The sequence below is a fragment of the Gracilimonas mengyeensis genome (assembly GCF_900182705.1).
Lineage (GTDB): Bacteria > Bacteroidota > Rhodothermia > Balneolales > Balneolaceae > Gracilimonas > Gracilimonas mengyeensis.
The window spans coordinates 71,688-86,846 of the sequence record NZ_FXTP01000018.1 but is presented as its reverse complement, the minus strand read 5'-3'; the positions used below and the strand labels follow the sequence as shown (position 1 = coordinate 86,846).

General features: G+C 44.4%; 10 protein-coding genes. 7 read left to right on the top strand and 3 right to left on the bottom strand.

Annotated elements, in window-relative coordinates:
• Positions 1 to 1,071 precede the first annotated feature (1,071 nt).
• The 4 genes from FN815_RS17300 (at position 1,072) to FN815_RS17285 (ending at position 9,237) form a co-directional block, all read left to right on the top strand.
• The gene (locus FN815_RS17300) at positions 1,072 to 1,947 is read left to right on the top strand and encodes an alpha/beta hydrolase family protein (RefSeq protein ID WP_142456084.1); all 876 of its coding nucleotides are present in this window, start codon (positions 1,072 to 1,074) and stop codon (positions 1,945 to 1,947) included.
• Between the two features lie 197 nt (positions 1,948 to 2,144).
• Positions 2,145 to 5,153 (top strand): SusC/RagA family TonB-linked outer membrane protein, encoded by a 3,009-nt coding sequence (locus FN815_RS17295; protein WP_142456082.1) that lies wholly within the window; start codon positions 2,145 to 2,147, stop codon positions 5,151 to 5,153.
• Positions 5,154 to 5,195: 42 nt separating this feature from the next.
• Positions 5,196 to 6,566, top strand: coding sequence for a RagB/SusD family nutrient uptake outer membrane protein (locus tag FN815_RS17290; RefSeq protein WP_185957357.1), 1,371 nt, complete (start codon positions 5,196 to 5,198; stop codon positions 6,564 to 6,566).
• Between the two features lie 163 nt (positions 6,567 to 6,729).
• The gene (locus tag FN815_RS17285; protein WP_142456078.1) at positions 6,730 to 9,237 is read left to right on the top strand and encodes a zinc-dependent metalloprotease; all 2,508 of its coding nucleotides are present in this window, start codon (positions 6,730 to 6,732) and stop codon (positions 9,235 to 9,237) included.
• A gap of 394 nt (positions 9,238 to 9,631) precedes the next feature.
• Here the strand turns inward: FN815_RS17285 and FN815_RS17280 are convergent, their stop codons facing one another.
• From FN815_RS17280 to FN815_RS17270, 3 genes are all read right to left on the bottom strand, one after another.
• Positions 9,632 to 10,780: a succinylglutamate desuccinylase/aspartoacylase family protein gene (locus tag FN815_RS17280; protein ID WP_185957356.1), complete on the bottom strand. Its 1,149-nt coding sequence runs from the start codon at positions 10,778 to 10,780 to the stop codon at positions 9,632 to 9,634.
• A gap of 40 nt (positions 10,781 to 10,820) precedes the next feature.
• Entirely contained in the window at positions 10,821 to 12,743 is a 1,923-nt protein-coding gene (locus FN815_RS17275) for a CBS domain-containing protein (protein WP_142456074.1), read from the bottom strand.
• A gap of 388 nt (positions 12,744 to 13,131) precedes the next feature.
• The gene (locus FN815_RS17270; protein ID WP_142456072.1) at positions 13,132 to 13,368 is read right to left on the bottom strand and encodes a hypothetical protein; all 237 of its coding nucleotides are present in this window, start codon (positions 13,366 to 13,368) and stop codon (positions 13,132 to 13,134) included.
• 145 nt (positions 13,369 to 13,513) lie between these two features.
• Here FN815_RS17270 and rplU point away from each other — a divergent pair, with 145 nt between their 5' ends.
• The 3 genes from rplU to FN815_RS17255 all read left to right on the top strand — a co-directional run bounded on the left by rplU (position 13,514) and on the right by FN815_RS17255 (position 15,157).
• Positions 13,514 to 14,008: a 50S ribosomal protein L21 gene (gene rplU, locus FN815_RS17265; RefSeq protein ID WP_142456070.1), complete on the top strand. Its 495-nt coding sequence runs from the start codon at positions 13,514 to 13,516 to the stop codon at positions 14,006 to 14,008.
• A 27-nt stretch (positions 14,009 to 14,035) separates the two neighbouring features.
• Positions 14,036 to 14,293, top strand: coding sequence for a 50S ribosomal protein L27 (gene rpmA, locus FN815_RS17260; RefSeq protein ID WP_142456068.1), 258 nt, complete (start codon positions 14,036 to 14,038; stop codon positions 14,291 to 14,293).
• Positions 14,294 to 14,503: 210 nt separating this feature from the next.
• The gene (locus tag FN815_RS17255; RefSeq protein WP_142456066.1) at positions 14,504 to 15,157 is read left to right on the top strand and encodes a fumarylacetoacetate hydrolase family protein; all 654 of its coding nucleotides are present in this window, start codon (positions 14,504 to 14,506) and stop codon (positions 15,155 to 15,157) included.
• Positions 15,158 to 15,159 lie beyond the last annotated feature (2 nt).

Sequence of the window (15,159 nt, the reverse complement as noted above, 5' to 3'; positions counted from 1 at the left end):
AATGTTCTTCGTTCTGGTTTGCTCATTTGATTCAATTAGTATGTAGCCAACAATATACCTTAACTTCGTGTCCAGTAAAATGTAGTAAGTCCATTGATTAGAATTAGCCAATGCCTGTCATTCTACATTTATAAATTCACCAACGAGTCCTTCCCCTTACAAAGGGGAAGACAGAAGGGGGCGTAAGTGCTAGACAAGCTTAATTTGCCTTATTTCCTCATCATGTCAACCATCCTGCCGGAATACAAGTCTAAGACTTGTCAGGGTTAAGCTATGTGCCATGTCAGACTACATCAGGGCTTTAACTTTTTAAGTTGCAAACTTAAAAGATCTACTTATGGATTCTGTTGATCTCAGATTCTAAATAATAATCATGCACATCCTCCAATCCTGATAATCATGGTTCTCAATGATAAACTTGCCAAGGCCTTGATATTTTAGCAACCCAAAACTCACCAACGAGTCCTTCCCCTTACGAAGGGGAAGACAGAAGGGGTCAAAAATGTACGGCAAGTTCCATCTGTTTTATTATCTCATCATGTCAACTATTCTACCATAATACAAGTCTAAGACTTGTCAGGGTTAAGCTATGTGCCATGTCAGACTACATCAGGGCTTTAACTTTTTAAGTTGCAAACTTAAAAGATCTCCTTAGGCCTCTTGATCTCAGATTCTAAATATTAATTATGCACATCCTCCAATCCCGCAAATCATGGTTCGCATTGATGCACTTGCCATTAAGAGAGAGACCTTAACTACCCCATCTTCCTATTTCCATTCTAACTCTACCCGCCAATACGTTCCCACGCAGAGCGTAGGAACGAGGAAAACTACCATTATGCGTGAGTGCTTAACTACCTGAGCTGCCAATCTTCAATTTTTAGTCTTCAATCTTTAATTCTCCCCACATTTCCCGGAATGTTCCCGCCAAATAATACGCTATATAAATATCGTCCAAAACATACATCCCGGTATCTCAGAATAATTATTGGAGATGATTGAAACCGTAAGTATGTTTTGTAGCTATATAGTTAACAACCCTAAAAATCATTTTAAATAAGCAATTATTTCATGGAAGTAAGCAGTATTTCAATTTCATCGGGACAAATACCATCCACCGAAGGAAACCCTATCCGCTATGATTTGTATTCTCCCATATCCAGAAATGGCTTGAGTTTTCCAGTTATCATTTTTCTGCATGGATTTAAGGGATTCAAAGACTGGGGCCCCTTTCCGGATGTTTGTGAAGAACTAACCCGCGCCGGCTTTGGAGTGGTTGCCATGAACTTCTCACTGAATGGCATTGGCGATAATCGTACCGAATTCACGGAGATGGATTTATTTGAACGCGAAACTTTTTCCCAGGACCTGGATGACATCGGTTCGGTTATTGATGCCTTGCAAGATGGTACTATATCTGATAAACATGCGCAGCTAAACACGGACAAAATCGGACTTCTGGGACATTCAAGAGGGGGCCATACCGCAATAGCCGCCGCTGCCGAATACACTCCTGTGCAGTGCCTGGTAACATGGTCGGCCGTAGCAGATTACCGGGAACGCTGGACCGAGGAGATGAAAAAAGACTGGGATGAAAAAGGCTACACGGAGATTGAGAACAGCCGAACCGGCCAAAAGATGAAAGTTGGAAAAGTGGTGTATGAAGATTCCATCAACAATGCCGATCGCGTGATTGCTATGGAACAAGTGAAAGAATTACGCATCCCTACCTTATTTATTCATGGACGCGAAGACGAATCCGTACCCCATACCGATTCAGAGAAATTGCATATCGCCTGTGCTTCTAAAGAAAAAGAACTTCGCCTGGTTGCCAATGGAAGCCACACCTACGGAGCAGCCCATCCCTTTGATAGTCAAGACTTTCCGAAGCCTCTGTCTGAAGTACTGGAATGGACCGAAGGATGGTTTTTGGAATATTTAGGGTAATTCTAAATTTCACATAAATTCATTTCTTCAAATAAGATTTATATCTGATTTATTAATGCATTGAAGCGCTTTTGTCAAAATTTAACTTTTTAAAAGCGCTTTCGGCATTATTACAAGTTTCATTTGCTTAGAAATTCGATTATTGTTGGGGATGCTACCTTTTTACAAGCATTAATTACTAACAATAAAGATCAGATATGAAAAAGCTACTACTATATTGCAGCTCACTGGTGCTGCTTTTTTTCGTTTCCACCGGATTTACTTATGCCCAGACAGTGTCTGGTACGGTTATTTCCGCTGATGACGAATCACCTATACCAGGCGTTACTATCCTGTTACAGGGAACAAACAAAGGAACCGCAACAAATATTGATGGTGAGTATGAAATAGAACTTACCGACTCAGAATTTGAGAACGGCATCCTTGTATTTTCGGCTGTTGGATTCATGGAACAACAAGTTTCTGTTAACGGTCGATCTACTATTGACATCGAATTAGCAACTGACACACAGCTTTTGGATGAGGTTGTTGTGACAGGTTATGGTTCTCAGATTAAGGAGAAAGTTACAGGCAACATCGCGTCTGTTTCATCAGAAGACTTCGAAACCGTTAGCCTAAACAGCTTTGAAGAAGCCATTCAAGGCCGTGCTTCAGGTGTATTTGTTCAGGCTGATAATGGTAAACTGGGCGGTGGTATCACTGTTCGGGTACGAGGTACAGCTTCTGTGAATGCCAGTTCACAGCCGCTTTATGTTGTAGATGGTATTCCCGTCAATACCACTGACCTTTCTAGCAATGGTTCGCCAACCAACCCATTAGCAGATCTCAACCCTAACGACATTGAGTCTATTGAAATTCTTAAGGATGCTTCGGCTTCTGCTATCTACGGCTCCCGTGCTTCCAACGGTGTTGTTTTGATTACCACAAAATCTGGTAGATCAGGAGATGCTCAGTTTAACGTAGACTATTCTCTGTCTACCCGCACCCCTACCAACCACAAAGAGTTTCTAAATGGTCAACAATACTATGACTTGTTTGATGAAGCTCGAGCAAACGTAGGTATTACCACTCCTATTGACGCATATTTTGATGTTTACTTAGGTGGTGTTTGGGACCCTGAAAACAATGTAGATTGGGAAGACCAAGCCTATCAGGACAACCTCTCTCAGAGTCTGGAAATTTCTACCAGCGGTGGAAATGACCAAACCCAATATTTTATAAGTGGTGCTTTTGATGACCAGGAAGGCCACATTATCGGTGATACTTTTAACCGAATTAACGGACGTGTAAACCTGGATCACCAGTTTACTGACCGTTTTGATATTGGCGTAAACATGGCATTAACTCGCACCTTGAACGAAAGGATTCCAAATGATAATTCCTTTGCTACGCCTATTCAGCTTGCTGCTCAAAGTCCTTTAACCCCGGTTTATACCGAAGACGGGACCTTGAACATGAACACCTTGTATAATAATGGTCTTTTATACCTGGACGGTACAAACTATGATACTGAAGTATACCGTACGCTGGGTAAAGCCTTTGCCCGCTTCGAGATAACTCCAAAAATCCGTGTTCAGGGTGAATTTGGATTGGATCTTCTGGATCAACAAGAAAAGGCGTGGTACGGAAGTTCTGTATTCCAGTTTACGGGTGCTAATAACGGTTCTGCCTTCCTTAGTAACGACCGCATTAGAACTATGATTAGTCAGGCTTATCTTGAATACAATGACACTTATGGCAGTGACCATAGCCTGGATGCCGTAGTTGGTACTTCTTATGAAAATACCCTTCAGGAATTCAATTCTGTATCTGCAGAAGATTTCCCAAATGATGATTTCACTCAGATCTCGAGTGCTACTACCGTTACGGCCGGTACAGGTGGGGAAACGGAATACAGCTTTGTAGGTTATTTTGCCCGTGCCAACTACAGCTTTAAAGATACCTACCTGCTTACTTTAAGTGGTCGCGTTGATGGATCTTCTCGTTTTGGTGAAGACAACCGTTACGGTTTCTTCCCTGCGGTTTCAGCCGGATGGATCTTATCTAACGAGGACTTTCTGGACGTTGAAAGCCTTAGTTTCCTAAAATTACGAGCCAGTGCTGGTGTAACAGGTAACGCTGCTATCGGTAACTTTAGCTCAAGAAACCTTTATGGTGCTGCAGGTTATGCCGGGCGGTCTGCTCTGGAACCTGATCAAACTCCGAACCCTGCCCTAAAATGGGAAACAGCTACTCAGTATAACCTGGGTGTGGATTTTGGATTGTTCTCTGACCGTGTTAGTGGTGAAGTTGACGTGTATTTGAAAAAATCTGAAGATCTGCTGCTGGATGTAAACATCCCAATTACTTCCGGATTTACCGAGCAGACGCGTAACGTTGGTTCTCTGGAAAACAAAGGTTTCGAATTTGTAGTGAATTCCATCAACACGGTAGGTGCTTTCAAATGGAACACAACCTTCAATTTCAGCATCAACAGAAACGAAATCACAAATATTGACGGCCAGGTAATTTCTGATGGAAGAAATCGCGCGATTGAAGGCGAGCCTATCGGTGTATTTTATGCACTGGAATGGGCTGGTGCCGATCCTGAAAATGGCGACGGCTTGTATTATGTGAACAGCCCGGAAGGCAAAGATCACAGCACCGGAACTACCAACAATCCCAATGCAGCTAACCAGGTTGTAATTGGCAATCCTAACCCGGATTTCATTGGTGGTATTACCAACAGCTTTGCTTACAAAGGCTTTGACTTGAGCCTGTTCTTCCAGTTCGTATATGGCAATGAGATTTACAATGGCGGCGGTGTCTACCAGGCATGTTCAGCTTGCTATTTTGATAACCAAACGCTCGACCAATACGAAGACCGCTGGCAAGAACCCGGTGATGTGACCGACGTACCTCAGGCACGTCTTTTCGACTTCAACGGATCAGCGCAGTCTTCCCGTTACCTGAGTGACGGAAGTTACCTGAGACTTAAAAACCTGAGCTTTGGTTATACACTGCCTTCTAGTCTTTCAGAAAAACTGTCTATCAATAGAGCACGCATCTACTTTACTGGAGTGAACCTGCTCACATTTACGGATTATGATGGATGGGATCCCGAGGTTAATACCGATATTAATGACGGAAATATTGCCATTGGTGAGGATTTCTATTCTGCACCACAGGCAAAGATCTATACCTTTGGTATAAGCCTTGGATTTTAATCTGAATTAATGAGCTTTATAAACATATTAGACTTGAACAACATGAAAAGATATAACCTATTAATTGCTACCGTCTTGACGCTTTTTATAGCGACAAGCTGCGATAGCTTACTCGATATTGAGCCCACTCAAGAGGTATCTGAAGAAGCTGCATTAGCAAGTTCAGAAAACATACAATCGATTCTGATTGGGGCGTATAACAGCATTGCTGACGATGATTTTCTTGGAGGCGGTTTGGCCACAGAAGCCGAACTGTTATCTCATGATAGTGCCGATCCTGAAATTAATTTCACCGGTACATTCCAAACTCTTCGTCAGATTTACAACAAGCAGGTTCAGACTACGAATGGCCAAATTGAAGCCACTTACAACCGTGCTTACATCACGGTCAACTTGACTAATATTGTCTTAGCAAACCTGGATAAGATTGAAGATGAAGCCGTTCGTCAGCAAGTGCAAGGCGAGGCTCTTTTCTTAAGAGGACTTACCTTCTTTGAGATGGTAAAAATGTATGCCGCACCTTATAGTGCTGGCAACACTGGAAGCAACCCTGGCATCCAAATTGTTACGGAACCGGAAGAAGATTATGCAAATATTCGCATGATCGGCCGAAGCTCCGTAGAAGATACCTACCAGCAAATCCTCTCAGACTTAACAACAGCTAAGTCTTTGATGGCTCCAACAAATGGAGTATTTGCCGGTTCGCTAACTGCTTCTGCCGTACTCTCAAGAGTATACCTGCAAATGGGAGACTATGAGAATGCCGCTATCGAAGCCAGCACGGTAATCGAATCCGGTGCTTATTCTCTGGTTAGTGATTATAGCGCTGCTTTCAATAACTCCAACGTGAATACTTCAGAAGATATATTTGCGATACAGGTAAGCGACCAGGACGGAGCAAACGACCTGAACCTCTACTTTGCAGCTGAGAGCGCTGGTGGTCGTGGTGACATTGACATCACCCCAGCCCACATTGCCCTGTATGAAGAAGGAGACGCTCGATTAGACTTATTCTACTACGACGATCCTTCAGCCCCAGAAACCAGTCCGCTTAGAACTGGAAAATGGAGAAACCAATATGGGAATGTTAATGTGATACGTCTGAGCGAGATGTACCTGACAAGAGCTGAAGCCAACTTTGAGCTCTCTGTTGCTAATCAGGTTGGACCTAATACTCCTATTGAAGATGTAAACATCGTTCGTGAACGAGTAGGCTTAGACCCACTCTTACCCGTCGACTTCACTCTTGAAGATATCCTGATGGAGCGTAAGCTCGAATTGGCTTTTGAAGGACGCTTACTTCACGACTTAAAAAGAAGACAATCTGATGTAGGTACGGTTGCTTACGATTCACAAGCAATCATTTTCCCTGTTCCACAGAGAGAAACCAACATCAATCCCGATTTAAATTAATCGCTTGTAGTTTCTACAAACGTGTTTAGTGAAAGGCCTTGATCCATACGATCAGGGCCTTTTTTATTTTTTTACACTCCTGTCTTTATTCCTACTTGATTAGCACATAAAGTAGCCTCAATTTTGGGTGCTACCATAAAAATCATCATTAAACCAATCACACATGACTAACGGGAAATTACCTATCACGAAACTCTCCGTGCTTTTCCTGGGGTTTGCACTTGCTTTCACAGGCTGTAAAACCGCAGAAAAGGCGGCGAAACCGGCTTCCTCATCCTCTGAGGCCCCGGCATCAAACGGAGATAAAAAATCTTTTGACGATATTATCACCGACGAGGCTGAAAGCGATGAAGGCCTTTTTACCGTACACAAAGTTGACGACAAATTTTATTACGAGATCCCAGACTCTCTGCTGAACCGTGAAATGCTTTTGGTAACCCGCGTTGCCAAAACAGCCGACAATATTGGCTATGGCGGTGAGAAACTGAATACGCAGATTATCCGCTGGCAAAAGAAAGGTGATGACATTCTGCTCCGCCATATTTCTTATGAAAACGTAGCTTCCGACACACTACCTATTTATGAAGCCGTTCAGAATTCTAATTTTGAACCCATCATAGCTTCTTTTGAAGTGGAAGCCCTGAATGAAGATTCAACCGGCTCACTCATCGAAGTAACCAGCCTGTTTACCGACGACATTCCTTCGCTGGGACTGGAAAGTGATCAGCGTAAAGAATATCAGGTACGCCGTCTTGACGGGAGCCGCACTTTCATCGAGCACATCAACAGCTATCCCCAAAATATTGAAGCCCGCAACGTATTGACCTACGACGCTGGCAACCCTCCTTCCAATTCATCTACCGGAACTATTTCCCTGGAAGTAAACCACAGTATGATTGTGCTGCCTGCTGAAGAAATGCGGGCTCGAAGCTACGATCAGCGCGTGGGCTTTTTCAGTGTAGAAAAAACCAAGTACGGCGAAGCTCAAAAAGCCGAAGACATCCAGCACATCACCCGCTGGAAGCTGGTCCCCAAAGACAAAGAAGCCTATGAAGCATGGCTGGATGGCGAAAGCGACGAGTTGGTAGAACCTGAAAATCCAATCATCTATTACGTTGATCCCGCTACTCCCGAGAAATGGAGAGAGTATTTGATTCAAGGTGTAAACGACTGGCAGGTTGCTTTTGAAGCCGCCGGTTTTAAGAACGCCATTATTGGTAAAGAAGCCCCGACGAAAGAAGAAGATCCTGAGTTTAGCCCTGAAGATGTTCGCTATTCTGTGATCCGTTACTTCGCCTCCCCTATTCAAAATGCATACGGTCCGCATGTACACGACCCACGCAGTGGCCAGATTCTTGAAAGTGACATTGGCTGGTACCACAACGTGATGAACCTGCTACGCAACTGGTTCTTTATCCAGACAGCAGCGGCCAATCCCGATGCACGCGGTGTTGAGTTTGATGACGAGATTATGGGCGAACTGATTCGCTTCGTATCTGCACACGAAGTAGGGCATACGCTTGGCTTCCCACACAACTGGGGTTCCAGCTATGCCTACACGGTAGATCAACTGCGTGATCCTGAATTTACATCCAATAACGGAACGGCTCCTTCTATCATGGATTACGCCCGTTTCAACTACGTAGCTCAGCCCGGCGATGGCGTTACCAACTTTTATCCCGCTGTTGGTCCCTATGACAAATGGGTTACCAAATGGGGTTACACTTGGTTCCCTGAAGACATGAGCGACGAAGAAATCGAAGCGAAACTGAACGAGTGGACCCTGGAAAGAGCCGGCGATCCGCTGTACTTCTATGGCCGTCAAACCGGTAGCAAAATTGATCCACGCTCTCAAAACGAAGATCTCACCAGCGACGCTATGGATGCCAGCGAATTAGGTCTGGCTAACCTACAGGTAATCACCGACAACCTGATTGAATGGACCGAACGCGATGGTGCCAATTATGATGAGCTTGAAGAACTGTATAACAACGTGATTGGCCAATGGAGACGATACATGGGGCATGTGCTTTCAAACATCGGTGGGGTTTATGAAAACTATAAAACCTACGAGCAAGAAGGTGCCGTATATAGTCCCGTAGAAGAAGCTAAGCAAAAACGTGCTATGGACTTCCTGCAAAAGCATGCCTTTAGTACTCCAAGCTGGGCGTTCAAAGCTGAAATTTTGGACCGCATTAATCAGGCAACCGCCATTGAAAGCTTCCGCAGTGCCCAGGCCGGTGTACTGAACCAGGTAGCTGACCCGCAACGCATTGCTCGCCTAATTGAATTTGAGCGACGTGCCGAAGGCGATGTGTACACCGCTTTTGAAATGATGGACGACCTCCGTAACGGTATCTTCAGCGAAGTGCGAGCCAGTGAAGACATTGGCGTACACCGCAGAAACCTGCAACGTGCTTATGTGGAACAAATGGAATCCCTGATGACGGAAGAACTTCCTTCTGTTCCTTCGCGATGGAGAGAATTCCTGGGCTGGACGGAAGTGGATGTGTCTCAATCCGACATCCGTCCTATTGTTCGCAACCAGCTTAACATCCTGGACCGTGATGCCCGGAACGCCCTTGCCCGCGGCGGTCTTGATCGTGCTACCCGCATTCACCTGGAAGATATCCGGGCACGCATTGCCGATATCCTGGATAGTGACGACTAATTATTTGTTGGGTTGATTTTATTCAACCTTGAGAAATGCTCAAAAAGCCCTCTGTTTCCGCAGAGGGCTTTTTTATTGGGTTGAGGTGGACTTTTGGCTGGTAAAGAAATCTCGTTACATTGACCGTTTTGGAAAACCAAATGCCTACTAACTAATAATGGAATTGGATAAGTAGTAAATCAGGAAAACCTACACCCGATGGCAACCTGTTAAGCATTGCCTGGCCAAGTTTCATTGGCAGTAGCCTCTGAATGACGGGACTTAGTTGATCTAATTCCCTATAATCCCATAGCGCCATCCTGAAGCTACCGTTGAAGGATCTTACAGCCTGTGGAAAGATTTAATTTTCAATCTTCCATTTTTTTAATCTGAAATTTGCAATCTGCAATTACCACTATCGCTTATAACACACCAGCGTTTGTTCGTCCTTACGTATCACCCGATAGCCCAGCAGGTGAAATATTTCCTTCACAAAAAACCGGGCAACTCTAAGATCTACGGTAAATGAACCATGGCCAACCTTATCAACCCCGGGTAAGAAATGCAGGTACTTATTTAAAAAACTATCCCGAAAAACAGAAGATACTTCCAGCCAAAACGGAGAACGGCCTTTCAGAATAAAAAAACCATCCCTCCCCTTGGATTGATACAGCGGCATAAAAATCAGTCCATCGGTTGGGGCATACACTGGCTTTTCGTGATCGTAAGCCAGCAAGTCACCTTTACTTATTGGATCAAAATTCTGATATCCTTTTTTCATATCAAATTCGCGGGCATCTTCCACAAAATGATGATAGGTGATTTCATAATATTCATCGAGGTTCCCGGAAGGAGCACTCATGACTTCTTCGCAACGCTGAAGCTCGGGCAGCTTCAACTTCAGGATGTTTAAGAAATGAAGGTATAGCCTCAAAAATGCTTCCGTACGCAATACCGATTGGGGATCGTTATGCTCGCCGGCTTCAAAACCAATGGCCGGATATCCCAGGTCATTAATAAAACTGAGCAGCGTACCATGGATGGATTCTTCAATACCCAGAATCTGTGGAACAGGAAACACTGATGCACTTCGCCTGTTTTCCAGGGTATCATTAAAAAGAATAAAAGCACAGCTTTGAGCAGAGGTAGTATGGAGGTCACAGAAATAAACATCACGGTGGGTATTCTTATGCTTGTCCACAATAGTATTGATGACTTGCAACAACTCCAGGCTCTCTTCCCACTCAATATCGTCCTGCAACTCGGGATTGGCTTTTACCCCTTCAGTTACCTCGTTCCAGATACGGTTCAAATCCCGGTTGATATACCGGTAGCCCATTTTAATGGCCTCCCGGTTTCCGCTAATCATGTAGACCGAGCCTTCCAGCTTATCCGTATTTTCGGATAGCTTTTTAGACAAACGCTGGCAAGCATAAATTCCTGCCAGCTCATTCCCGTGAATACCTGCAAAAATGACTAAAACCGGTCCCGTATCGGTCTCATGGCTCCATATTACTCTTTCAATATCTGATAAATCTGTATGTAAATCGGGGGGCGTCTCCATGAACGTTTTGGTCTGCAACAGCTTAAGCGTCTCCTTAAATTTATTCTTTTTGGCTTTCCAGGGTTTGCAGAAGGCGAATGGTGATTTTCATAAAATTGCCTTCGGTGATGATCCCTACCAGACGGCTATTTTTAACTACCGGCAGGCATCCAATGCCCTGATCCTTCATAATCGCCATGGCTTCCATAATAGAAGCTTCCGGGTGAATGGTAATAGGATTTTGAATCATAATATCCTCCACTGTGAGCGAACCGGTATCTCCTTCGTCATCCACGGATTTCGAATATTCCCGCAGAAGCTGGCGCATGGTGATCAATCCAATCAGGTGCTTTTGATCATCCTCGACGGGAAGATAACGAATCTTTCGCCAGTCAAGCAGGTTGGCTACAAACTCTAATATATCATCTTTGCGAACCGTGAATAAATCAGTCGTCATGAATTCTTCCACCATCAGGTTAGACGGCTTCCACTGATCCATCTCTTCAATACGGGCCCTGCCCCATTTGTGCACCGGCTCTCCTTTTTTCTGATTCTTCACCATGGCCGTTGTAATGGCCGAAAGGGCCTGCTCACGATTGTTTTCTTTCGTCAGGTTTCCGTACGACTTTACCAGCCAATAGGAACCGGTTTGTGCAGAATCCACTCGGCTCTCTATCACTCCAAGGTACGTATCAATATCTGAAGCATCTATATTCGCCTTTTCTAAACCATTACGCGCAATGGGAAGTAGTTCTTCTTTGATGAGATCCATAGCAGTAATCTTACGATCGCCCGTCCATTCAAACTTGGTATCCAGTCCCATTTTGGAAGCTGCAAAAAAATTCATTCGGGCACTGTCAAAATCCAGCTCTTGGGTGATATCAGGATATTTATCTTCAAAACCATTCAAGAGTCCGAGCCAAAAAGCCCCGTTCGCTACTTCATCTACCACCGTTGGTCCGGATGGAAACACCCGGTTTTCAATACGCAGATGAGGTTTTCCATTGCTGATACCATAACAGGGACGGTTCCAGCGATAGACCGAAGAGTTATGAACCTGCAGGGCAATAAGCTCAGGCACTTGCCCTTCTTCCATCATTTTTTCCACTTCTTCCCTTTCATTGGTACTTAGCATTACCCGGTAGCGGGAAATATCTTCCCGGTAGATATCAAGTATACTGTCTTTCAGCCATTCGTTGCCAAAAGTCACCCGTGGACTCGAATCCCGCAAATGCTCTCCCACTTGCCGGGTATCGATGGATTGGTGAAAAAGAGCTACCCGGGTTTCTGCCCATAATCTTTTTCCAAATAGAATGGGGGAATTTACGGCACAGGCTAAAACCGGGCCTGTTACCGCCTGGGCAATGTTATAACGATTTACAAATTCTGAAGGCTTTACCTGCAAATGTACCTGGAAACCGGTGTTGCAAGCTTCCAGCAAGGGGGAATCAAATTTCATCAGCAACTCATCCATTCCCTGAATGCGCAGTTCGTACTCCTTGCCCCGAAGTTTATTGATGGCCTTGCACAGGGCTTTATAGCGAGGAAGCGGAGTCAGGTTCTCCATATCCACATCCATTTTACGGATAGTGGGCAAAATACCGGTAAGCAAAATATCCCCGCCCATTTCCCGGACGGTATTTCGAACATGCTCCATTTCCTGGTGGAGGTTATGCTCCATCTGGGATAAACAATTGCCCCCAAACTCCAGGGGCTCCATATTTATTTCCAGGTTGAACTTAGCAAACTCGGTGGTGTAGTTGCCATCCCCCAGCCGCTCTAGTACCTCCAAGGACTTGGGAAAGATGCGTCCGTGCGGATCAACCATGCACAATTCCTGTTCGGCCCCAATCCGGATCGTATCCGTTTCAAACCAATCTTCGTCAAGCATTTTGTTGAGTGCCCGCAAGTCGCGAAGCACATGCTTCATAAAGGTTTGCACCTTTTCGTTATTGTCAGCAAGCGTTACGCGCTCTTCTCCCATCTGTGTCTGATTTTATAGTAAATGAACAGCCTTAAATACCGACTTTGTGCGGGCTTTTGCAAATTTTAGTTCGGTGATTTTAGGGGGATAAGTGAATTGGGGAATAAGGGGATAGGGTTGCGCTACAAAATGATTGCCCCAACAGTAACTGGATCCACTCATTCAGTTTAGCCACAAGAGTTTTCGTTCCAACGCAGAGCATGTGGAACGAGAAATAGATGAACATATAGGACTCGTTCTCAGAAAATATTATGAAATTGATTGGAAATTTTTGGGCGTTGGATACTTTCATCCACCCTCTATCCCCGCCTAAGCGGGGAACTCTCTGGGTTAATCCTAGCTTGAATTCTCAGCTTTACCCAATCTTCAATTTTTAATCTTTAATCTTTTAAACCGGTGCGTTATCTGGCCGGATGTTCGGCAGGTTTTTGTTGTCGTCGTGCATTTGTGTAGAAGTGGACGGCACTTTTAGTTTTTGAGGAACGGTAACGAAGCGTCCGTTAGCGTCCTTGCGTGCTTCGTGCAGTTGCGAATCCTTTATCCATGCCCGCCCGCCGTCGTGCTGAAGGCGTTTGGTGTTTTTATATTTAAAGGCTTGTTCGTGTAGTGATGGTAGTTTTTTCATGGGATAAATCACTTAATTTTTTGCTTTGCCCTAAATGTAAATGAAGTTTGTGAATTTATCAGCATAGATTTGCTTTGTTTTCTCTCATATAAACGCTATCTTTTCAAGCTCTGAATTAAATGCAAAAGAAAGAAATTAAACGATTATGTACGCTATTGTTGAAATCGGCGGACACCAATACAAAGTAGCTGAAAACGACGTACTGTTTGTGGACAAACAAAACAGCGGCGATGACACGCTTACCTTTGACAAAGTGTTGCTGGTAAAAGATGACAACGGAAATGTGAATATTGGAAAACCCGTTGTTGAAGGCGCTGAGATTACCGCTAAGCTTCTGGACACGGTTAAAGCCGACAAGGTACTGGTGTTTAAGAAAAAACGCCGCAAAGGATATCAAAAATTGAACGGTCACCGGCAAGTGATGTCTCAGATTCAGATTGAGACAATTACCGCTTCCGGAGCAACGGCCAAGAAAAAAGAAGCTGCTCCCAAAGAAGACAGTTCTTCTAAAAGTGAAGAAGCAGCCTCCGTTGATTTGAGCTCTAAAACGGTTGCGGAATTGAAAGACATGGCTAAAGAACAAGGCCTCACCGGATATTCCAGCATGAAAAAAGCCGAACTCATAGAAGCACTCTCATAAACTTTTTAACTAACAAACCCTACTGTTATGGCACATAAGAAAGGTCAAGGTTCTACAAAAAACGGTCGCGATTCGAATCCTAAAATGCTTGGCGTTAAGAAATTCGGTGGCGAATTTGTACGTGCAGGCGGCATCATTGTACGTCAGCGCGGTACCAAGTTCCACCCGGGCATGAATGTTAAACGAGGCGGCGACGATACCCTTTTTGCTACTTCCGACGGCACTGTGAACTTTAAAGTTCGTTCCGGCGGCCGTAAGCACGTTAATGTAGAGCCGGTTAACTAAACCAATCTGCATTTTTCAGAAATTAAGCCTTGGCTCCGTGGGAGTTAAGGCTTTTTTTATATCTTCAATTGGTTATTCGCGATTTGTTAATGGTTATTGGTAAATGCTTTTAGCAACGTACCTTTCATAAATAACAATTATCCATTAACCGATAACAGATTTAGCCTAGTCACCCGTTAACCGTCATAACTTGTATATAAAACCAGTCTGATGGAACACCCGCAAGTCCCCGGTCTCGACATTCCTGTTCGTACTATCTATTGTATCGGCAGAAACTATGCCCAGCATGCTAAAGAAATGGGCAGCCCTGTCCCAAAAATTCCCTTGGTCTTTTTGAAACCACTGGGCACCATCTGCTATGATAATGCTACTATCTCGCTTCCTCCGCAAAGCAATGAAATTCATTACGAAGCTGAAATTGTGGTAGCTATTTCTAAAACCGGGAAAAGCATTTCTCAGCAACATGCCCTGAAATATGTTGCCGGCTATGGAGCAGGCATCGATTTTACGGCGCGGGACATACAGCGGATTTCAAAGAAACAGGGCCGACCCTGGGCGGTGGCCAAAGGCTTTGACGATTTTGCGCCCATAAGTAATTTTGTGCCGGTGGACGAGATCGAAGATCCCCAAAACATAGACATCAAACTCTTCCAGAACGGTTTTGTTAAACAACATGGCAATTCTTCCGAGATGACCTTCCCCATTGCCAATCTGATTTCCTACCTCTCTCAGATTTATACTTTGCACAAAGGCGACCTCATTTTTACAGGCACGCCAGAAGGGGTTGGACAAGTAGCATCCGGGGATAAGCTGGAAGTGCTCCTGGAAAATGGCCTCCAATCTTTAACTGTCAATATTTCCTGAGC

Excerpts from the sequence above, each read along its gene's own strand:
- FN815_RS17255 (WP_142456066.1), top strand. The coding sequence starts at position 14,504 with ATGGAACACCCGCAAGTCCCCGGTCTCGACATTCCTGTTCGTACTATC.
- FN815_RS17280 (WP_185957356.1), bottom strand. The coding sequence starts at position 10,780 with ATGGAGACGCCCCCCGATTTACATACAGATTTATCAGATATTGAAAGA.
- FN815_RS17270 (WP_142456072.1), bottom strand. The coding sequence starts at position 13,368 with ATGAAAAAACTACCATCACTACACGAACAAGCCTTTAAATATAAAAAC.
- rpmA (WP_142456068.1), top strand. The coding sequence starts at position 14,036 with ATGGCACATAAGAAAGGTCAAGGTTCTACAAAAAACGGTCGCGATTCG.
- FN815_RS17295 (WP_142456082.1), top strand. The coding sequence starts at position 2,145 with ATGAAAAAGCTACTACTATATTGCAGCTCACTGGTGCTGCTTTTTTTC.
- FN815_RS17285 (WP_142456078.1), top strand. The coding sequence starts at position 6,730 with ATGACTAACGGGAAATTACCTATCACGAAACTCTCCGTGCTTTTCCTG.
- FN815_RS17300 (WP_142456084.1), top strand. The coding sequence starts at position 1,072 with ATGGAAGTAAGCAGTATTTCAATTTCATCGGGACAAATACCATCCACC.
- FN815_RS17275 (WP_142456074.1), bottom strand. The coding sequence starts at position 12,743 with ATGGGAGAAGAGCGCGTAACGCTTGCTGACAATAACGAAAAGGTGCAA.
- FN815_RS17290 (WP_185957357.1), top strand. The coding sequence starts at position 5,196 with ATGAAAAGATATAACCTATTAATTGCTACCGTCTTGACGCTTTTTATA.
- rplU (WP_142456070.1), top strand. The coding sequence starts at position 13,514 with ATGTACGCTATTGTTGAAATCGGCGGACACCAATACAAAGTAGCTGAA.